Origin of the sequence: Collinsella aerofaciens (genome assembly GCF_015556945.1) — a bacterium.
Taxonomy (GTDB): domain Bacteria; phylum Actinomycetota; class Coriobacteriia; order Coriobacteriales; family Coriobacteriaceae; genus Collinsella; species Collinsella aerofaciens_AO.
Genome location: NZ_JADNNH010000006.1, coordinates 1 through 18,947, shown reverse-complemented (window position 1 = coordinate 18,947; position 18,947 = coordinate 1). Strand labels below are relative to the sequence as shown.

Here is an 18,947-nt window from a genome sequence, read left to right as displayed (position 1 = left end):
CGTTCTGCCCATAACAAGAAAGGTCGCTATGCCTACCATTTCTACCGCCGACTTCAAGAACGGCCTCGGTCTCCGCATTAAGGACAAGGTCTACACCATCGTCGAGTTCCAGCATGTCAAGCCGGGCAAGGGCGGCGCGTTTGTGCGCTACAAGACCCGCGACATCAAGAGCGGCCGCGTCGTCGAGAACACCTGCAACGCCGGCACCAAGTTCGAGAGCGTCATGCTCACCACCCGTGAGTTCCAGTACCTCTACAACGATGGTACCGACTACATCTTCATGGACAATGAGTCCTATGAGCAGGTTCCCGTTCCCGAGGACATGGTGGGCGAGAACTCCAAGTGGCTGCGCGAGAATGACATCTGCCAGCTGCTCTTCGCCGACGATGAGCTCATGGGCGTGACCCCGCCGATGTTCATCGAGACCACCATCGTCCAGACCGACCCGGGCTTTAAGGGCGATACCGTCCAGGGTTCCACCAAGCCGGCCACGATCGACACCGGCGCTGTCATCCAGGTCCCCATGTACCTCAACGAGGGCGAGGTCATCAAGGTTGACACCCGCGACGGCAAGTTCGTCTCCCGCGTTTAGCAACCAACTCTTCTAGGAGGACTCATGCCCCAAGAAATCAAGATTGACGGCATCGGCATTTCGCCCGATGTTCTGACCGCCATCGTCTCGCGCGCCGTGTCCGATGTCGAGGGCATCGCCTCCGTTGGCGTCAAGGACCTTGCCACTAATCTTGTCTCCATGATGCTCTCGTCCAAGGCCCCGGCTTCCGAGCCGGCTGTCGAGGCCGAGGTCGTTGGCGACAAGCTCGCACTCACCGTGCGTGTCGTGGCGTTCTTTGGCTATCCGTTCAAGAAACTCGCCGAGGCCGTTCGCGCTGCCGTGGTCGCTGCCATCGATGCCCAGGTTGGCGTTGAGGTTGAGCGTGTTGACGTTTGCATCGACGGCCTCGTTTTCCCCAAGGAGTAACCTTTGAGCCTTAAGGTTTATCGCGGGCGTACGCTTGCCCGCAGTCAGGCGCTGCAGCTGCTGTTCCAGGCCGAGGCCACGGACAGCCCGCTCGAGCGCGTCCTCGAGGGTGATTTCCTGATCTCGAAGGGTCCCCTCGACCCCTATGCGCTGGAGCTGTGCCGCGGTGCCTACGAGCATATCGACCGCATCGACTGCGCTCTGCGCTCCGTTGCCAAGAACTGGGATCTTATGCGCATGCCCGGTGCCGACCGCAATCTGCTGCGTATCGCCGTTTACGAGATGCGTTTCCTCACCGACGAGGAGGTCTCGGACGCCATCGTGATCAACGAGGCCGTCGAGCTTGCCAAGGCCTATGGCACCGACCAGTCCGCGTCGTTCGTCAACGGCGTGCTGGGCAAGATCGCTCGCAGCGAGGAGCTGCCGGGCGAGGACCTATACCAGGAGCTGCTGGCCGAGGATCGCGCTCGCGAGGAGGCACAGGCTGCCGAGGCTGCCGCTAAGGTTGCGGTTGCCCAGGCTGAGGCTGGTGTGTTGGCCGAGGATGCGGACGCTGCTGAGGCCGTCGAGGCCGACTCCGTCGAGGAGTAGCCATGCCAGAGGGTTCTGTCCGTAACTTTGATGAGATTTCGGACCGTCTGGATCAGATCATCGCTACCGTTCGCTCCAAGGATACCTCCTTGGAGCGTTCGCTCGATTTGTTTGACGAAGCGATTGAGCTGGGCTCCCGCGCGGTCGATATGGTCGACAAGTTTGAGTTGACGCCGCGTGAGGCCGACAAGCTCGAGCAGGAATACGATGAGGATGCGGCAAACGAATCCCAGGATAGCTAGGCCGCATCTCCGGATACGAATGGTTGATGGCATTCATGAAACGCGTGCGTCTTGATGACGAACTGATTTCACAGGGCATCTGCGCCGATCGCGCGGATGCCCTTCGCACTCTTATGGCCGGCTTGGTCTCGAGTGGCGGTGAGCGCTTGACTTCGCCGGGCCTTAAGGTGATCCCGGGGCTGCCGCTGCATGTGAAGGGGCGCATTCCCTATGTTGGCCGCGGCGGTCTTAAGCTCGAAGGCGCGCTTGATGCGTTTGGCATCAATCCGACGGGCCTTGCCTGTCTGGATGTGGGCTGCTCTACCGGCGGCTTTACCGATTGTCTGCTCAAGCGCGGAGCTGCGACCGTTGTCTCGGTGGACGTGGGTCGCGCCCAGTTCGATTGGTCGTTGCGCCAGGACGATCGCGTGACGCTGCATGAGCGCACAAACGTGACGCAGCTGCCTGAGCTTGGCTATGCCGGCACTATCGACCTGGCTGTGTGTGATGTCTCGTTTACCAGCATCGCGAACATTATCGATGCGGTACTGGCGTGCCTGGCGCCTACGGGTGCATTCTGCACGCTCGTAAAGCCGCAGTTTGAGGCTCCGGCGGCGCTGGTGGGCGAGGGCGGCATTGTGACCGATCCCGCCGTGCGCCGCGATACACTCGTGGCGGCGGTTGAACTCTTTGCTGCCAAGGGCCTGTTCCCGGTCGATGTGTGCGTGTCGCCCATTCATGGTGCCAAGGGCAACGTTGAGTTTTTCCTGTACGGCACGAGATTTGACCCCGGCGATCGCTCGCAAGACGAGCTGCAATCCCAGGTATCGGTTATGAGCGAGAAAGCTGCAACGCTATGAAGGTCTTTCTGGTTCCCAATTACTACAAGCAAGAGGCGGTCGAGAGCGGCCTGATGCTCGAGCTTTGGCTGACTCGCCAGGGCTATGAGGTCGCATGGGCTGCCGACCAGCGATCCAAGATTCAGAGCACGCCTGATATTGACGGCTCCGATCTGGTCATTACGCTCGGCGGCGACGGTACGTTGCTGCGCGCTGCCCGCATCCTCAACCATCGTGAGATTCCTATCCTCGGTCTTTCCTATGGTCACCTGGGCTTTCTAACTGCTGCGAGCCCCGAGGAGCGCGACATCCTGCAGGTCGTGAGCGACGCCCTGTCCGGTGAGCTGCACGTGAGCCGTCGCGCCACCATCGCCGCGGATATCGTGTCCGTGCGCGAAGACGGTACGAAGGATGTCGTGCGCACCTTCGCCCTCAACGACATGGCGCTTACCCGCGGTCCGCTGTCCGATATGGTCGAGTTCGACATCACGGTGTCCGGCCATCATATCGACCGTCTGCGTGGCGACGGCGTGGTCGTGTCCACGGCTACTGGTTCTACGGGTTACGCGCTCAGTGCCGGTGGCCCCATCGTGAGCCCCGACTATACGGGCATGGTCTGCGTACCCATTGCGCCGCACACCATTCAGGCTCGTGCCTTTTTGACCTCGCCGAGTGATGTCGTCGAAATCTTTATGTCCGATGATCGCCCGAGCGTTCCGGCGATCGCTATCGATGGACAGTTTATTACCTGCGATGGCACCGTTGAGAGCGTGGCGGTGCGCCGCGGGCCCGGAGATGTGTTGCTGCTGGATTACGGCCCCGAGAGCTTCTATAACTCGGTGAGCCGCGTATTCTACGGAGTCCGTCATGATCGATGAGCTGCAGGTTTATAACATTGCACTCATTCGCGAGGCGACGCTGGTGCCGAGTGCCGGCCTGACTGTCCTGACTGGCGAGACTGGCGCCGGCAAGACCGCGCTGCTCTCGGCCCTCAAGCTAATTTTGGGCGAGCGTGCGGATTCGTCGACGGTGCGCGAGGGCGAGGCACTGGCGAGCGTCGAGGCGCGACTCTTCGACGGGCCTCACGACACGGAGGGGTTCACCGTACAGCGCAGCCTTTCTGCCGAGGGCCGCAGCCGCGTGAAGATTGACGGTCGCATTGCCAGTGTGCGCGAGCTTTCGGAGCGCGTCGGCGTGATGATGGATCTGTGCGGCCAGCACGAGCACCAGCGCTTGCTCGATCCGGCGCATCACGTTGCGATGGTCGATGCCTGGGCGGGACGCTCTGCGCTCGAGGCGATCGAGCACTACCGTGCTTGCTTTAAAGCCTCGCGCGCGGCTGCCAAGGAGGTCCGTCGCGTCGAGGAGGCCTCACGTGCGCGGGGGAGTCGCGTCGAGGAAGCGCGCTTTGCGCTCGAGCGCATCGGCGAGGTCGACCCCAAACCGGGCGAGTATGAGGAACTCGAGGAACTGCTGCCGCGCTCCGAACATGCCGAGGTACTGGTTGCCACAGCTAACGATGCCCATGCATCGCTTGCCTCCGAAGGGGGAGCGCTCGACGCCGTGAACAGCGCCGTGGCAGAACTTTCCCGAATGGCTACCGTCGATCGCAAACTGGGCGACATTGCCGATGCGCTTTCGGATGCCTGTATCTCCCTTGAGGATTGCGCGAACGAGCTTCGTACCTATCGCGATGGCGTCGCCTTCGACCCGCGCGAGCTCGCACGCATGCGTGAGCGATATTCCGACCTCAAGGGCCTGTTGCGTCAGTGGGGTCCCACCATGGACGATGTTTTTGCCATGCGCGATCGCTCGCAAGAGCTGCTGTCCCTGGTCGATGATGGCGATGAGCAGATCAAAAAGGCGCGTGAGGCACTCGGGAGCGCCGAGCGCGAGTTGTTTGCCGCTGCCAAGGCACTTAAGCGCGCACGCAATACGGCGGCCCCGCGCTTCTGCCACGAGGTTGGCCGCCAGATGGCGCGCTTGGAGATGGGTAGTGCCGAGCTCGTCTGGGAGTCGCGCGATCTTCCCCGTGCTGAGTGGACGCCCGTTGGTCCTTCGAGCTACGAGCTGCTATACCGCAGCGGTGCCGGCTTGACGCCACGTCCCCTGCGCCGCATTGCGTCGGGCGGCGAGCTCAGCCGCGTCATGCTTGCAAGCAAGGTTGTCCTCGGTAACGCGGACGGTGTCGATACGCTGGTGTTTGACGAGGTCGATGCCGGTGTCGGTGGCTCCACGGCGCGTGCACTCGCGGGCGTGCTGGCAGATCTCGCCTCTACGCATCAGGTGATTGTCGTAACCCACTTGGCGCAGGTCGCCGTCATGGCCGACAAGCATTATGTTGTCAGCAAGGAACCAGGCGATGTTCCCCAGACGCATTTGGACGAGGTAACCGGCGAAGCGCGTACCGCCGAGATCGCCCGCATGTTGAGCGGCGATCAGTCCGAGGCTAGCCTGGCGCACGCAAAGCAGATGCTCGAAGAAGCTCGAGGTTAGGTCGTATCAGCGGTGTTGGTGGGACAAAATAGACTGAATTTTTTGTTCTACTTCGCGTTTTACTCCACGACCTTATCCGGTTGGATGAGCTCTTCGTAGTAGCTGATATGCTCTCGGGCGTCCTCGATTTCGGGCAGCAGGAAGTTGTAGATGACCTCTATGATCATCGTGGCGCTCATCTTGGAGAATGCGAAGTCACCCGTTGTCAGCAGCGCTTCGTGATTGACGGTATTAAAGGTGTAGTCGGCGAGGCGCGCAAGTGGAGACTTGCTATCGCTGCTGATGACGACTACGGTTGCGCCGCAGTTGCGAGCCGCTTTTGCCATGCGATTCAGTCGGCGCGATTTGCCAGAGTTTGAGATTAGCACGATGACGTCACCCGGGCGTAACGTGAGCGCAAAGCCGATTGATGTCTCGCTAATGGTGCTCGCCATGCAGCGCAGGCCCAGCTGCGAGAACTTGAACGTCGCGTCGAGCGCGACGGCGTTGGTGTTGCCTACGGCCGCAAACTCAATAACGCCGGCGTTCTTAAGCGCGTGTACAACTGCGGCCAACGTGTCGTGATCAATGCCGTCGATGGTCGCATTAAGCTCACTCACCTTGGCGGCGAGGATATTTTTAAGGCTCTGCTCCATGTTGTCGAGCGAGACCTCGTCGGTCAGGCCCTCGTTGCGCTGACTCTCTAAGTCGCGCGCCAACGAAAACTGAAAGCTGCGGAAGCTGCCAAAGCCCAGCTTGCGGCAGAAACGCGAAACGGTCGCCTCGGACGTGGCGGCAGCGCGCGAGAGCTGAGCCGCCGTGAGGCGTGGCGCCTCGGACTGGTGCTCCAATATATAGTCGACAATGCGCTGCTCGGACTCGCTGTATCCCTGGTGGGTACTAATGAGGGAAAGTGCGCTTTTGCTACTATCGGTCATGGATGGCTCCTGGTTGGCATGAAAATCTAACTTGATTTGCAATGCCATAGTATACGGGCATTTTCAATTACAAGATACACCTTGCCGTTTCAAGTGTTGATGGTAAACTTTCACTTGCCGTTTACGGTTATGAAAGAACCTTTCACCGGAGAATTGCGCCTTGTCTCTTCTCACGCGGACGGTAGGTTGGTATCTTTCAGTTGTGGAAAAACGCGCATCGAAGCGCGTGTAGGGGAGCGCCCGAGGGCGCTGTACTCAAGAAGGAGGGACACATGGCTAAGTTTGACATCATCGCCGCGACCGGTTGCCCGACCGGCATTGCGCACACCTTCATGGCGAAGGAGGCGCTGGAGAAGGCAGCTGCCGAGCGCGGTCTGACCATTAAGGTCGAGACTCATGGCCAGGTCGGTGTCGAGAACGAGCTCACCAAGAGCGAGATCGCCGGTGCCAAGGCCGTCGTCGTCGCAGCCGATAAGGATGTCCAGGCTGAGCGTTTCGCCGGTAAGCCCATGGTTTCCGTTGGTGTTTCCAAGGCCCTGTCTGTCGAGGCTGCTGGTAAGCTGATCGACCGCGCGCTCGCCGCCAAGGGCGACGACACGGTTGCCGCTGCCGCCGATGTCGAGGACGAGGTCGAGGAGAAGGAGTCCATCGGCCACGTCATCTACAAGCACCTCATGAACGGCGTCAGCCACATGCTGGTCTTCGTCGTTGCCGGTGGTGTTCTGACCGCCATTTCGTTCCTGTGGGGCATCACGTCCTTTGATTCGACGGCTGCCGACTACAACAGCTTTGCTGCGATGCTCAAGATCATCGGCGGCATCGCCATGAACCTTATGGTTCCGGTGCTTTCCGCCTACATCGCCGAATCCATCGGCAAGCGCCCGGCGCTCGTCCCCGGTTTCGTTGCCGGTATGATTGCCATCCAGGGCCTGCCTGTTAACGCCGAGACCGGCATGATCGACGCCGGTGGCGCCGGCGTGGGCTTCGGCTTCCTGGGCGGCATCGTCGGCGGCTTCCTCGCCGGCTATGTCATCCTGCTGCTCGAGAAGGTTTTCTCTAAAATTCCCGCGAGCCTTAATGGCCTGAAGGCAATCTTCCTGTATCCGCTGTGCTCTACCGCCATCGTCGGCCTGGTCATGCTCGGTATTTCCGGCCCCATGGCTGCCATTAACCAGGGTATGATGGATTTCCTGCAGAGCCTCGGTAACTCCGGTCCGGTGATTCTTGGCCTGGCCATCGGCTGCATGTGCGCCTTTGATATGGGCGGCCCGGTCAACAAGGCTGCTTACGCTACTGGCACCTTCCTGCTCGGTACCGCTCTCGAAGCTGGCGTCGGCACCGAGACCTACAACTTCGGCACCAACTTCATGGCTGCCGTCTCCGCCGCTTGCATCGTTCCGCCGCTGATCACCACCTTCGCCGTCGTTGTCGGCAAGAAGTACTTCAGCCAGGAGGATCATGACGCCGGTATCGTCAACCTCATCCTTGGTTGCACCCACATCACCGAGGGCGCCATTCCGTTCATGACCAAGAACATCTGGCCCGTCATGCCCATCATGATGCTCGGTTCTTCCATCGCTTCCATCTTGACCATCTTCTTCAACGTTCACGATCCGGCGCCTCACGGCGGCTTCCTGGTCCTGCCTGTTGTCGAGAACGGTCCGCTGTGGGTCCTCGCGATCCTCATCGGCGCTGTGGTCGGTGGCATCCTGTTCGTGGCCTTCAAGAAGTACGACTTCGAGAAGAATCAGAAGGCCGCTCCTGTAGCCAAGCCCGTTGAGGCCCCCAAGGCCGCTGCCGTCGAGGCCCCCAAGGCCGAGGCTGCCGACTTCGTGAAGGTCGAGAATGTCTTTGTCGCCGAGGACTTCGCTTCTCGTGACGAGGCTCTGAGCTTCGTTTCCAACCAGGCCGTCAAGGCAGGTATCGCCAGCGACGCCGACGCCGTGATGAACGCCTTCCTGGCTCGCGAGGCCGAGGGCACCACGGGCATGATGGAGGGCTTCGCCATCCCGCATGCCAAGTCCGACGCCATTACCGAGGCTGCCGTCATCGTCGTTAAGGACGAGTCCGGCGTGACCGGTTGGGACACCATGGACGGCGCTCCCGTTAACGTGGCTATCGCCCTGCTCATCCCGGGTGCCCAGGCTGGCACCACGCACCTCAAGATCCTGTCCAAGGTCGCCGAGGCGCTCATGGACGAGGACTTCCGTGCCACCGTCAAGGGTTCCACCGACGCCGCCGAGATCGCCAAGACGATCAACGCCCGCCTGGTCTAATCCCCCAGCCCGCGAATAACATCGCCCCCTGTATATAAGGCGGAGTCCCTCCCCAGGGCCTCCGCCTTTTTTCTATCCATCCCATAAGTTGCGGTGAAATAGGGACTGTTTAAACGATTCAACTCCAAATGCAGTCCCTATTTCACCGCAACTTACAAAAGGGCATAGAGGGGGCTACCTATCGAGTCTTTGTCGCGAACAGATCATTAGCCAGAATTCCGTTCGCACGATATTGCTCTGGACCGACCGAGTTTCTGCAGCTTGCTCGCCCACAGGGGGCCGGGCGCGGCCAGTGAGATTTATCGCGAGTTCCGCACGAGCCGAAGAGCACTTAATGTGCTCTTCGTGCGAGCAGGACTGTAGAGCAGGAAATCTCACTGGCCGCACCCGGCCCCCTGTGGGCGAGCAAGCGGACGACAAACACATCTGTCCAACAATTCGTCCGAAACATAATGAAAAACCGTTTGATGTGAGTTAATATAAACAACGTCGTGAATCTGACTCCTGCCACATACATGACAGGGGTTAAACACAAAAAAGGAGTCAACTATGGTTTCTGAGAAGGCTACCCTCGTTAATCCTCAGGGTCTGCACATGCGTCCGGCTGGTCTGTTCGCCTCCACCATGGGCAAGTACGCCTGTGACGTGACGGTCGTCACCCCCGAGAAGGAGGTCAACGGCAAGTCCCCGATGGCCCTCATGGCTGCTGGTATCCCCTGCGGCACCGAGGTCGAGGTCAAGTGTGACGGCGCTGACGAGGCCGAGGCTCTGGCTGCTGCCATCGAGCTCATCAAGAGCGGTCTTGGCGAGTAGAACTCAAACGGGTCGCATGTTGAACAACTAAGTTCATATTTGGGGGCGCAGTGACCTGTTGTAAGGTAACTGCGCTCTTTTGTCATGGATATGGCAAAACGCTTTATCACATGACACGGAGAGAGGAATGGGAATGTATCAGGGAGTCAACGCTTCCGAGGGCATCGGTATCGGCACCGTCATGGTCGCCGTCGATCCCGACTTGACGTTTGAGCCGCATGAGGTTGCTGATTCGGCAGCAGAGAAGGAGCGCTATCAGTCCGCTCTTTCGGTCTTCTGCGAGAAGACCCAGGCTCAGGCCGACCACATGAAGGAGACGGTGGGCGAGGCCGAGGCCGAGATCATGAGCGGACATATTGTCCTGGCTCAGGATCCGGGTATGACCGACGCCATCAACGCCGCCATTGACGGCGGTACCTGCGCCGAGCAGGCGCTCATGGACACCTCGACCATGTTCGAGAACATGTTCCTGTCCATGGACGACGAGATGTTCCGTCTGCGCGCGGCCGACATCGCCGACATCCGCACCGGTATTCTGGCCGAGCTGCTGGGCAAGGAGGTCGTCGACCTCTCCGTCCTGCCCGAGAACACCGTCGTTGTCGTGCATGACCTCACGCCGTCCATGACCGCCACGATCGATAAGGCCCACGTTGCCGGTATCGTCACCGAGACCGGTGGCCGCACGTCGCACTCCGCGATCATCGCGCGTGCCCTCGAGATCCCGGCTGTCCTTTCGGTTTCCAACAGCTGCACCGCGCTGCGCAACGGTATGACCGTTGTCGTCGACGGTGGCAAGGGTATCGTTGAGGCCGATCCCGACGAGGAGACGCTCGCTGCCTACACCGCCAAGGCCGAGGCCTTCGCTGCCGAGAAGGCAGCCCTCGAGGCCTTCCGTGGCAAGCCGTCCGTGACTGCCGATGGCATCAAGAAGATCATCGCCTGCAACATCGGTAACCCTGATGACGTGCCCAACGCGCTCGATCACGATGCCGAGGCCATCGGTCTGTTCCGCTCCGAGTTCCTGTTCATGGACTCTGCCGAGCTTCCTTCCGAGGAGGAGCAGTTCAACGCCTACCGTAAGGTCGCCAGCGCGCTCAAGGGTGCTCCGGTCATCATCCGTACGCTCGATGTGGGTGGCGACAAGGAGATTCCGTATCTGCATATGGTCAAGGAAGACAACCCCTTCATGGGCTTCCGCGCCGTGCGTTACTGCCTGGCCAATCCCGACCAGTACAAGGTCCAGCTCCGCGCTCTGCTGCGCGCTAGCGCCTTCGGTGACGTCAAGATCATGATCCCGCTCGTCACCTGCGTCGAGGAGGTCTTGGCTGTCAAGGAGCTCGTCGAGCAGTGCAAGGCCGAGCTGACCGAAGAGGGTCGCAAGTTCAACGAGAACATCGAGGTCGGCATCATGGTCGAGACACCCGCCGCTTCGCTGCTCGCAGACCGTCTTGCCGAGGTTGCCGACTTCTTCTCCATCGGCACCAACGACCTGATCGGCTACACCATGTGCGCCGACCGTGGTAACGACACCATCTCCAACCTGTACCAGGTTTACTATCCCGCCGTGCTCCGCTCGCTCAAGAACATCATCGAGAGCGGCGTGAAGGCCGGCATCATGGTCGGTATGTGCGGCGAGGCCGCTGCCGATCCGCTGCTCGAGCCGCTGCTGATCAGCTGGGGCTTGGAGGAGTTCTCGATGAGCGCTCCGTCGATCCTGCGCGCCCGCAAGACCATCAGCCAGTGGACCAAGGCCGAGTGCGACGAGCTCGCCGAGAAGGCACTCGCCTGCAACACCGCCGCCGAGGTCAAGGCACTGCTCGAGTCCGCAGCTCGCTAATTTGGTATCAGAGGTAACCGCGTGGTTGGAATGGGCCGGCCACGCGGCCCTCACATATACAGGGGGTACTGTAAATGTTCTACACGCTAACCGCTAACCCGGCTGTCGACATGACGGTTTCGAGCTCTCCGCTTGAGCCCGACGAGAACGTCCGCACCGGCTCGGCCAGCTACACGGCTAACGGCAAGGGCCTCGACGTGTCCTTCGCCTTTAAGAAGATGGGCGTCGACACCGTCGCGCTCGGCTTCTTCGCCGGCTTCACGGGCAAGTTCATCGTCGAGGAGGTCATGAACCTGGGTTGCCTCTGCCGCCCGGTCTGGACCGACGGTATCACGCGCATTAACACCTATGTCAACGATGGCCAGCACGAGTACGGCATCCTGAACCCGGGTGCTCCGATCACGCCGCAGCACCAGGAGGAGCTCTACAACATCCTGGACACCGCGGGCGATCTCGAGTGCCTGATCGTTTCCGGCTCCGTGCCTCCCAAAGCTACGCCTGACTTCCTGGCTAAGGTCATGGAGCACGCTCAGGCTCGTGGCGCCGATGTCGTCTTGGACCTGTCCTCCGACAAGCTCAAGGAGCTCGCTCACAAGAAGCCGCTGCTCATCAAGCCGAACCATCACGAGATGAAGGCCATCTTCGGCGTGCCGGTCGACACCGACGACGAGGTCCGCGTTGCCATGAAGATGGCTCACGACGCCGGCGTTCAGAACGTGCTGCTCACCCGTGGTAGCCGCGGCGACGCTTACTTCTCCAACGGCGAGGACATCTGGTACGCCAAGCGTGAGTTCAACATTAAGCTGGTCTCTTCCGTCTGCGCCGGCGACTGCACCCTCGCTGCGTTCCTGCACAAGTGGTACAGGGATCGCGACAACGTCGAGGAGGCCATGAAGCTCGCTATGGCCACCGGCGCCAACGTTGCCGAGTCCGTCGGCATTGGCGACTTTGGTCACGTCGATGAGTACAGCAAGCGCGTTGCCGTCCGCAAGCTCGATCGTCAGTAATCGAATCGCGACATATTCGTGCGCATGCGGCGCCCCGGTTTCGGTCGGGGCGCCTTTTTTGTTCCGCCATGGGGGAGAGGTGTCCTGCCGTACTTCATCGCTTCCACACCGTTCACCGAGTTGTCCTAGCCTTTTACCGATGCGTGGAATATACTTTCATTAACACGTTGTTTCGTGAAAGGAACATCCATGATTTACACGCTCACTGCAAATCCCGCCATTGACTACAACATCGCCTGCGACGGCCTTACTGCCAATACCGTCACGCGTACCCGCAATGCCGTCTACACGCCCAACGGCAAGGGCCTCAACGTCTCGTTTACGCTTGACCACTATGGTGTCGACACCACGATCCTGGGTTTCTTCGCCGGCTTCTCGGGTGAGTTCATCGTCAAGGGCGCCGAGGCCCTGGGCGTGCCCGTCAAGCCCGTGTGGACCGACGGTATTACGCGCGTCAATGTGTTCCTCAACGCCGGTCCCGACACCGAGTACAACATGGTCAATGCCGGTGCCGCCATCAATGAGGCCAACGAGCAGGAGATGTTTGAACTTATCGATTCGCTCGATGACATGACCTGCCTGGTCATCAGCGGCTCGCTGCCTCCCAACACTTCCGAGGGCTTCTTGGCCGAGGTCCTGCGCCGTGTCAAGGCCAAGGGGGCCGAGTTCGTCCTCGACATCTCGAGCCATCAGCTGGCAGACCTCATTGCTCTGGAGCCACTGCTGATCAAGCCCAATGACGACGAGCTGCTTGACATCTTTGGCATCAAGGTGAGCGGTGGCGACGACGAGTCCGTCAAGGGCGCTATGGCCGAGCTGCACGCCAAGGGCGCCAAGAACGTGCTGCTGACCCTTGGTGGCGCCGGTGCGTACTTCTCCAACGGCGAGCATATCTGGTTTGCCAACCGCACCTTCGACGTCAAGCTGCTGTCGACGGTGTGCGCCGGCGATTCCTCGCTCGCTGCCTTCCTGTCCGTGTGGCACGACGCCCCCGAGCGCGTCGGGGACGCCCTGCGCCTTTCGATGGCCACTGGCGCCAACGTGGTCGAGTGCCCCGGTCTGGGTGATTTTGCCAAGGTGGACGAATATAAGAAGCACATCGAGGTTCGCCAGGTCTGCTAGTTCCGGCACCTTGTCTGAATAGTTTGATTATTTCGCATCCGTCTTAGACTAGGACGGATGCGTTTTTGTTTATCGGACTTGCGTGTGCAGTGGAGGCTGTTTCTTGCTAGACTTCTTGCAGACGCAATCGATAGCCAATTTGATAGTCGCAGGAGGCCATAGGCATGTGCAATGTTTCGCTCAACGGTACTCAACCGTCCGATGCGTCCCTGTGCGTCCTGCGCGCGCTTGAGGCGGCTGGTCTTGAGGCTTGGTACGTGGGCGGTTGGGTGCGCGACGCCCTGATGGGGTACCCCAGCCACGATGTTGATATGTGCTGTAGCGGCCTGTGGCAGGAGTCCAAAGCGGCGCTCGAGGCCGCCGGCATCGCGGTTGTGGAGTCGGGCATTAAATTTGGCGGAATCACGGCTATTTCCGATGGCGAGCGTATCGAGGTCACCACGTACCGTCTGGATGGCTTTTACACCGATGGTCGCCATCCCCAGAGTGTGGAGCGTGCCGCCTCGCTCGAGGACGATCTGGCGCGCCGCGACTTTACCGTCAATGCCATGGCCTGGCATCCCGAGCGCGGGCTTGTCGACCGCTACGACGGCCAGGGTGACTTGGAGCGCAAGCTGATTCGCGCTGTCGGCGATCCCAAGCGTCGCTTTAACGAGGACGCCCTGCGCATGCTGCGTGCGGTGCGCTTTGCCTGCCGTCTGGACTTTATGATTGAGCCCGAGACCAAGCGTGCGCTTGCCGAGTGCGCGCCGCTGCTCGATGCCGTGGCGCGTGAGCGTGTGGGTATTGAGCTCGAGGGCATTCTTTCGACCGGTCACGGGGGAGACGCCATGTTGCGCTACCCTGAGCTCATCTGCGCCGCTGTGCCCGAGTTGGCAGCGGGTCGCGGGTTTGATCAGCGAAGTGTCTATCATGCGTTTAACGTCTACGAGCATATCGCCCGTGTGCTGACGGTGGCAGGGGAGCTGGCGCTGTGCGACGGCGTCGCGCCATCGTCGAGCCTTATGTGGGCGGCGTTTTTGCACGATGTCTCCAAGCCCGAGTGCTTTACGGTCGATCACGCCGGCAGCGGACACTTCTACGGTCATCCCGAGCTCGGCGCCAAGAAAGCGCGCGTCATTATGGATCGCCTGGCACTCTCGCACGACCTGGTGCGCGACGTTTGCCTGCTCATCAAATATCACGATAAGCCGCTGCGCCCCGAGCGCTCCTGCCTGCTCAATATGATGCGCGCGCTTTCGGGTGAGGGCGTCGACACGGCCCGCCTGATTGACGAGCTCATGGACCTCAAGCGTGCTGACACGCTTGGCAAGGCCCCATCGTGCTTCTATTACGTTGAGACGATTGAGGAGATGCGCGCGATGGCGCACGAGCTGCTGGGGGCGGGGGAGCCCTATACGCTCAAGATGCTCGCCATCAACGGCGGCGACCTGATCCGTGCTGGAGTCAAGCCCGGGCCGGAACTGGGGCAGCTTCTCAACTCCGCCCTCGACGCCGTGATCGAAGACAACATTCCCAACGATCGCGAAGCTCTTTTGGTCCATCTCAACTTGAATTAGCTACCTAGTTTACCTGCGTGTTCCATAACCTGCCGACAATTTTTCGGCAATTTGGAATTTCTTCTTGCGCTGACGTTTTTTGTCCCGTAATATATTACCCCGCAGCACGGCAGTGCAGATGTCATGTGGCCCGTTCGTCTAGCGGTTTAGGACGCCGCCCTCTCAAGGCGGAGATCACCAGTTCGAATCTGGTACGGGCTACCACGCATCTGATACCCGGACTTCCTATGGAAGGCCGGGTTTTTTATTTTTAAACAACCGTCTGCAATTCCCGTTTGAACCAGAGCTTTGCGTTCTGCCTATGGCCCTTACGGGTACAATATCCAAGATATTTTGACTGTTAGAAGGAGTCTCATGACGGAGTCCTCTCAGCATACGTCTAAGCCCCAGGTCGAGGTTGAGGCCTCGGGCGGAGATGACAATAAGAGCGCACGCCGCGGCGCCATCTTTATCGGCGTCGTGCTGGTAGGTTATATCGTCTATCTGGTGGTAACCGGGCAGATGGGGCAGTTCTGGGCCGCTATGTCGAGCGTCCAGGCGTCATGGCTCATTGTCGCGTGTCTTTGCATGTTCATGTACCTGTTCTTTGGCATTGTGGCCTATGCGATCGCCGTCTGGCTCGATCCCAATTCGCCCGTCGGCATCCGCGACCTGATCTCGGTCGAGGCGAGTGGCATCTTCTTTGGCAACCTGACGCCCATGATGATGGGCTCCACCCCGGCTCAGATCTATCGCCTGACCAAGGCCGGCCAAAACGTGGGCGAGGCCGGCGCCACGCAGTTCACGCGCTTTATCGTGTATCAGTTTGGCCTCGTTGCCTGGGGCGCTATCCTACTGCTTGCTCGCATGCCTTTTTTTGCCGAGCGCTATGGCGACATGACGCTGCTGTGTGTCTTTAGCTTTGGTGGGCACTGCTGCATCTTGCTTGGCATCTTCGCCGTCGCGCTCATGCCTAAGACCGTCACGCGCGTCGCCCATTGCATCATCAATTGGCTCGAGCGCATTGGTGTCTCGGCCACTAAGATCGAGGGTTGGCGCACGTTTGTCGATGGCGAGATCTACTCGTTCTCTGAGAAGTTCAAGCTTTCGGCTGGCCACTTTTCGTCCATGCTGCTCACGGTGGTCATCACCATGCTGCAGCTCGCGTTTTTCTACCTCGTGCCGTATTTCCTGATGCTTGCCTTTGGCCACCATGAGGTCGACTTTTTCTCGGTCATGGCCGCGAGCGCCTTTGTCCAGCTGTTGAGCTCTGCGGTCCCCCTGCCCGGTGGAACTGGTGGCGCTGAGGGCGGCTTTGCATTGTTCTTGGGTCATTTCTTTGGGTCGGCTTCGACCGCCGGCTATCTGCTGTGGCGTCTCATTACGTTTATTGCGCCGACCATTTTGGCTGCGCCCCTGTTGGGACTTAAGAGCGCCCACAACGAGAGCATCCATGCGCGCTGGGATCGCGTGATGCGCAAGCTCGGCCGCACGCCTCAGACGCCCTCTGCGCCCACTAAGCCGCACCCCACTAATGCTGTTACCGTTGATCCCAAGAAGCACGCTCAGAAGGCTTCTGGGACCGCTAAGCCGGCTCATAAGGCCTATGTGCGCCAGACAGGCGATGGTATTCGCGTATCTCCGTCGGCACTCAATAAGAAGAAGCACCCTAAGTCGCAGTAGGGCAGTCGTGCGTTCTTCATGATGCGGGGCATATTTGTACTGTATGGGGGATAATCCTCTTACGTAGATTATCTCTCATCTGTTGATGAATGCTCGCATATCGAAGGGACATGCCCATGGCAACCAGCAAACCGCGTCTTGACCGCCGCATCGTTCGCAGCCGCAATGCCATCCTTTCCGCTTTCGAGCGCCTGCTCATGGAAAAGCCGCTGGCAGACATTACGGTGAGTGCCATCGCGCGCGAGGCCAATGTCGACCGCAAGACCTTTTACGTTCACTTTGGCACGGTTGACGGCCTGCTCGATGCCATTGCCGTCGATGTGGTGGAGATGATTGTCGACTCGGTCGAGAAAACGCTTGCTTCCATGGACGGCGACACCAACGAGCGCGCCCTGGGCGCGGCGGCGACCTTCTTTAAAACCGTTAACGAGGCACTGTGCAACAACTTGGTGCTCAATCGTCAGCTGATCGAGAACATTCCGCTCGATGATTTTATGGCTCGTCTTCGTGCGCCGCTCGAGCACGAGATTGCCGAACGCGATCTGCTGCCCCAAGGTCTCAAGGACGAGATGTTCGACTACTATCTGGCGTTTTTGCTGTCGGGTATTATCGGTATCTATCGCACGTGGGCGCTGTCTGACGGTTCGGTTCCTATCGAGCGCGTCTCTGGGGTCGCCAACGATCTGACTCTCAACGGTCTGTCGAGTCTGGAATCTCGCTTCGAATAGCATCGATAATTCAACAACTTATAGAAGTTGCGGTGGAATAGGGATCGTTTTGGTTATTGGAAGGCCGTTCTGGTCCCTATTTCACCGCAACTTAGTAAAACTGTTTTGATGGTAAGGCGGAGCAGCCTCGAAGATGAGCCTCGAGACTGCTCCGCTTCATTTCTGAGCGTTTGTCGTGTAGGGCAGCATTAATCGTCGTTTTTGAGTATGCGGCCCTGTTTTTCGAACTTGTGCATGTCGCTATCGGCCATGCCCTGCGACTTGTCCTCGTGACGCTTGGCGTATAACGGATCGTCGGAGTCGTTCCAGATGCGGTCGGCGACAGGTGACCATGCCTCGGCGGCAGCCTGGGTCTTTTCGCGCAGCTGCTCGGGTGACTCCTTCTCGATTAGGTCGGTGCTCATTGCGCCACTCTCGGCGACCAGTTTGGGCAGCACGTCGGGATTCTCGAGCATGGGGCATGGTTTGAGGTAGTTGTCGTTAAACGGCATGTTCTCGTAGTACTTCATAAAGAGGGGAGAGCGCAGCGCGTCGAGTAAACTCACATCGTGGATGTTGGCGTTTGAGTAGTGGATGAACACGCACGGCTCCACGTCTCCGGCGGCGTTGATGTGCAGGTAGCGGCGGCCGCCGGCGATACATCCGCCTACAAACTCGCCGTCGTTTTGGAAGTCGAGCGTAAACAGCGGCTTCTTCTCACGCATTTCGCGGATAAAGTGATACATGTGCTCGCGCTGCTCGGGCGTGGGCATGAGCTCGGGGGTTGCATTGCGGCCAACCGGCATAAAGTGGAAGTACCAGCAGAAGAGTGCTCCCTCGCCGATCATCCAGTCCATGTTCTCCTCGGTAGCAACCGTATCGGCATTGGCGCTGGTCCAACAGGTGGAGATACCAAACGGCAAGTCGCGCTCGCGCAGGAGTTTCATGGCGTGCTCGATCTTTGCGTAGGTACCCTCGCCGCGACGGGCGTCGGTGGTGTGCTCATTGCCCTCGGCGCTGATGGCGGGGACAAAATTACCTACGCGAATCATATCGTCGCAGAAGGCCTCGTCGATCAGCGTGGAGTTGGTAAAGCAGAGAAACACGCAGTCCTGATGTTTTTCGCAAATTCTGATCAGGTCGTGCTTGCGGACGAGCGGCTCGCCGCCGGTATAGATGTAGATATGCGTACCGAGCCCTTTGCCCTGCGTAACGATAGAGTCGATGTCTTCGAACGAGAGATTCTGCTTGTAGCCGTACTCGGCGGCCCAGCAGCCCGTACAATGCAGGTTGCAGGCGCTCGTGGGATCGAGCAGGATGGCCCACGGAACGTTGCACTGGTACTTTTCGCGGTTCTTTTCCTGCTCTGGCCAAGCTAGCAGGTTGGCGTCGACAATGAGGGTCTTAAGCAGTTTGGTTCGCATCTGGGGATTAAGGCTGAACACACGCATGATCAGGTCATACCAATTGCCGCGGCTCTTGATGACATTGGTGAATGCCTCTCGCTGTACAGGAAATACGCGATTGGGGACCAGCTTGTTCACGAGGTCCATGATTTTGTCGATGTTTTCTTGCGGGTTGTCGTCGAGATAATCGATGAGCTTGTTGAGCGCTGCACGCTCTGCTGACCGTGTAAGCGACATGGGTATATCCTTTCACGTGTGCTTAATGTGTGATAATACCCACTTGTGGATTAAACGAAGTCTAAAGATTTGTAGTGTGTCTATTCAACGAATCAATTTAATTTGGGGTGAAGCGTTATACGCCGACACCTTCTAAGTTGCGGTGAAATAGTGTCAGATGGGGATGCGGACGATTTCTTGGACCGCGCCTAGGCGTATCCATGGAGTGGGTATGATGAATTGGACACCTAGTTAAGAGCGAAAGGTGTTCAAGATGACCCAAAGAAGAAAGCGATACG

At 59.3% G+C, this 18,947-nt stretch carries 17 protein-coding genes and 1 tRNA gene; 16 read left to right on the top strand and 2 right to left on the bottom strand.

Features of this window, described 5'->3' with window-relative positions; genetic code table 11:
- The first annotated feature begins 28 nt into the window (after positions 1-28).
- The 7 genes from efp to I2F59_RS02760 are packed head-to-tail and all read left to right on the top strand — an operon-like array spanning position 29 to position 5,126.
- A complete protein-coding gene (efp, locus tag I2F59_RS02790) occupies positions 29-592 on the top strand; it encodes an elongation factor P (protein WP_006233983.1) in 564 nt (187 codons plus the stop codon).
- A gap of 24 nt (positions 593-616) precedes the next feature.
- Positions 617-979 (top strand): Asp23/Gls24 family envelope stress response protein, encoded by a 363-nt coding sequence (locus tag I2F59_RS02785; RefSeq protein WP_195503163.1) that lies wholly within the window; start codon positions 617-619, stop codon positions 977-979.
- A 3-nt stretch (positions 980-982) separates the two neighbouring features.
- Positions 983-1,570 carry a transcription antitermination factor NusB gene (gene nusB, locus I2F59_RS02780; RefSeq protein WP_195503162.1) on the top strand — a complete coding sequence of 196 codons (588 nt, stop codon included), beginning with the start codon at positions 983-985 and terminating at the stop codon, positions 1,568-1,570.
- A 2-nt stretch (positions 1,571-1,572) separates the two neighbouring features.
- Complete coding sequence (locus I2F59_RS02775) at positions 1,573-1,812, top strand: exodeoxyribonuclease VII small subunit (RefSeq protein ID WP_006233978.1); 240 nt, start codon at positions 1,573-1,575, stop codon at positions 1,810-1,812.
- 35 nt (positions 1,813-1,847) lie between these two features.
- Positions 1,848-2,651: a TlyA family RNA methyltransferase gene (locus I2F59_RS02770; RefSeq protein ID WP_148331517.1), complete on the top strand. Its 804-nt coding sequence runs from the start codon at positions 1,848-1,850 to the stop codon at positions 2,649-2,651.
- Positions 2,648-3,508, top strand: coding sequence for an NAD(+)/NADH kinase (locus I2F59_RS02765; RefSeq protein WP_035138200.1), 861 nt, complete (start codon positions 2,648-2,650; stop codon positions 3,506-3,508). Before I2F59_RS02770 ends, I2F59_RS02765 begins: the two co-directional genes overlap by 4 nt.
- Positions 3,498-5,126, top strand: coding sequence for a DNA repair protein RecN (locus I2F59_RS02760; RefSeq protein WP_195503161.1), 1,629 nt, complete (start codon positions 3,498-3,500; stop codon positions 5,124-5,126). Before I2F59_RS02765 ends, I2F59_RS02760 begins: the two co-directional genes overlap by 11 nt.
- Positions 5,127-5,185: 59 nt before the next feature.
- Here the strand turns inward: I2F59_RS02760 and I2F59_RS02755 are convergent, their stop codons facing one another.
- The gene (locus tag I2F59_RS02755) at positions 5,186-6,043 is read right to left on the bottom strand and encodes a MurR/RpiR family transcriptional regulator (protein WP_055286452.1); all 858 of its coding nucleotides are present in this window, start codon (positions 6,041-6,043) and stop codon (positions 5,186-5,188) included.
- A 272-nt stretch (positions 6,044-6,315) separates the two neighbouring features.
- On the opposite strand from I2F59_RS02755, the gene I2F59_RS02750 reads away from it, so the two are divergent.
- From I2F59_RS02750 to I2F59_RS02710, 9 genes are all read left to right on the top strand, one after another.
- Positions 6,316-8,319: a fructose-specific PTS transporter subunit EIIC gene (locus tag I2F59_RS02750; protein WP_195503159.1), complete on the top strand. Its 2,004-nt coding sequence runs from the start codon at positions 6,316-6,318 to the stop codon at positions 8,317-8,319.
- 549 nt (positions 8,320-8,868) lie between these two features.
- Positions 8,869-9,132 (top strand): HPr family phosphocarrier protein, encoded by a 264-nt coding sequence (locus I2F59_RS02745; RefSeq protein WP_022094575.1) that lies wholly within the window; start codon positions 8,869-8,871, stop codon positions 9,130-9,132.
- 133 nt (positions 9,133-9,265) lie between these two features.
- Positions 9,266-10,969 (top strand): phosphoenolpyruvate--protein phosphotransferase, encoded by a 1,704-nt coding sequence (ptsP, locus tag I2F59_RS02740; RefSeq protein WP_035138206.1) that lies wholly within the window; start codon positions 9,266-9,268, stop codon positions 10,967-10,969.
- A 74-nt stretch (positions 10,970-11,043) separates the two neighbouring features.
- Positions 11,044-11,976, top strand: a complete 933-nt coding sequence (locus I2F59_RS02735) for a 1-phosphofructokinase family hexose kinase (protein WP_055309489.1) — start codon at positions 11,044-11,046, stop codon at positions 11,974-11,976.
- Between the two features lie 189 nt (positions 11,977-12,165).
- Positions 12,166-13,098, top strand: coding sequence for a 1-phosphofructokinase family hexose kinase (locus I2F59_RS02730; RefSeq protein ID WP_138112436.1), 933 nt, complete (start codon positions 12,166-12,168; stop codon positions 13,096-13,098).
- A 164-nt stretch (positions 13,099-13,262) separates the two neighbouring features.
- Positions 13,263-14,657: a CCA tRNA nucleotidyltransferase gene (locus tag I2F59_RS02725; protein WP_195503158.1), complete on the top strand. Its 1,395-nt coding sequence runs from the start codon at positions 13,263-13,265 to the stop codon at positions 14,655-14,657.
- A 127-nt stretch (positions 14,658-14,784) separates the two neighbouring features.
- Positions 14,785-14,861, top strand: a tRNA-Glu gene (locus I2F59_RS02720).
- 150 nt (positions 14,862-15,011) lie between these two features.
- Positions 15,012-16,319 carry a lysylphosphatidylglycerol synthase transmembrane domain-containing protein gene (locus tag I2F59_RS02715; protein WP_138112440.1) on the top strand — a complete coding sequence of 436 codons (1,308 nt, stop codon included), beginning with the start codon at positions 15,012-15,014 and terminating at the stop codon, positions 16,317-16,319.
- Between the two features lie 116 nt (positions 16,320-16,435).
- Positions 16,436-17,047, top strand: coding sequence for a TetR/AcrR family transcriptional regulator (locus I2F59_RS02710; protein ID WP_175406030.1), 612 nt, complete (start codon positions 16,436-16,438; stop codon positions 17,045-17,047).
- A 188-nt stretch (positions 17,048-17,235) separates the two neighbouring features.
- Here I2F59_RS02710 and I2F59_RS02705 read toward each other — a convergent pair whose 3' ends face one another.
- Positions 17,236-18,669: a radical SAM protein gene (locus I2F59_RS02705; protein WP_195503157.1), complete on the bottom strand. Its 1,434-nt coding sequence runs from the start codon at positions 18,667-18,669 to the stop codon at positions 17,236-17,238.
- Between the last annotated feature and the right edge of the window lie 278 nt (positions 18,670-18,947).

Excerpts from the sequence above, each read along its gene's own strand:
- I2F59_RS02775 (WP_006233978.1), top strand. The coding sequence starts at position 1,573 with ATGCCAGAGGGTTCTGTCCGTAACTTTGATGAGATTTCGGACCGTCTG.
- I2F59_RS02705 (WP_195503157.1), bottom strand. The coding sequence starts at position 18,669 with ATGTCGCTTACACGGTCAGCAGAGCGTGCAGCGCTCAACAAGCTCATC.
- I2F59_RS02760 (WP_195503161.1), top strand. The coding sequence starts at position 3,498 with ATGATCGATGAGCTGCAGGTTTATAACATTGCACTCATTCGCGAGGCG.
- efp (WP_006233983.1), top strand. The coding sequence starts at position 29 with ATGCCTACCATTTCTACCGCCGACTTCAAGAACGGCCTCGGTCTCCGC.
- I2F59_RS02745 (WP_022094575.1), top strand. The coding sequence starts at position 8,869 with ATGGTTTCTGAGAAGGCTACCCTCGTTAATCCTCAGGGTCTGCACATG.
- I2F59_RS02715 (WP_138112440.1), top strand. The coding sequence starts at position 15,012 with ATGACGGAGTCCTCTCAGCATACGTCTAAGCCCCAGGTCGAGGTTGAG.
- I2F59_RS02725 (WP_195503158.1), top strand. The coding sequence starts at position 13,263 with ATGTGCAATGTTTCGCTCAACGGTACTCAACCGTCCGATGCGTCCCTG.
- I2F59_RS02765 (WP_035138200.1), top strand. The coding sequence starts at position 2,648 with ATGAAGGTCTTTCTGGTTCCCAATTACTACAAGCAAGAGGCGGTCGAG.
- I2F59_RS02770 (WP_148331517.1), top strand. The coding sequence starts at position 1,848 with ATGAAACGCGTGCGTCTTGATGACGAACTGATTTCACAGGGCATCTGC.
- I2F59_RS02750 (WP_195503159.1), top strand. The coding sequence starts at position 6,316 with ATGGCTAAGTTTGACATCATCGCCGCGACCGGTTGCCCGACCGGCATT.
- I2F59_RS02785 (WP_195503163.1), top strand. The coding sequence starts at position 617 with ATGCCCCAAGAAATCAAGATTGACGGCATCGGCATTTCGCCCGATGTT.
- I2F59_RS02710 (WP_175406030.1), top strand. The coding sequence starts at position 16,436 with ATGGCAACCAGCAAACCGCGTCTTGACCGCCGCATCGTTCGCAGCCGC.
- I2F59_RS02730 (WP_138112436.1), top strand. The coding sequence starts at position 12,166 with ATGATTTACACGCTCACTGCAAATCCCGCCATTGACTACAACATCGCC.
- I2F59_RS02735 (WP_055309489.1), top strand. The coding sequence starts at position 11,044 with ATGTTCTACACGCTAACCGCTAACCCGGCTGTCGACATGACGGTTTCG.
- ptsP (WP_035138206.1), top strand. The coding sequence starts at position 9,266 with ATGTATCAGGGAGTCAACGCTTCCGAGGGCATCGGTATCGGCACCGTC.
- I2F59_RS02755 (WP_055286452.1), bottom strand. The coding sequence starts at position 6,043 with ATGACCGATAGTAGCAAAAGCGCACTTTCCCTCATTAGTACCCACCAG.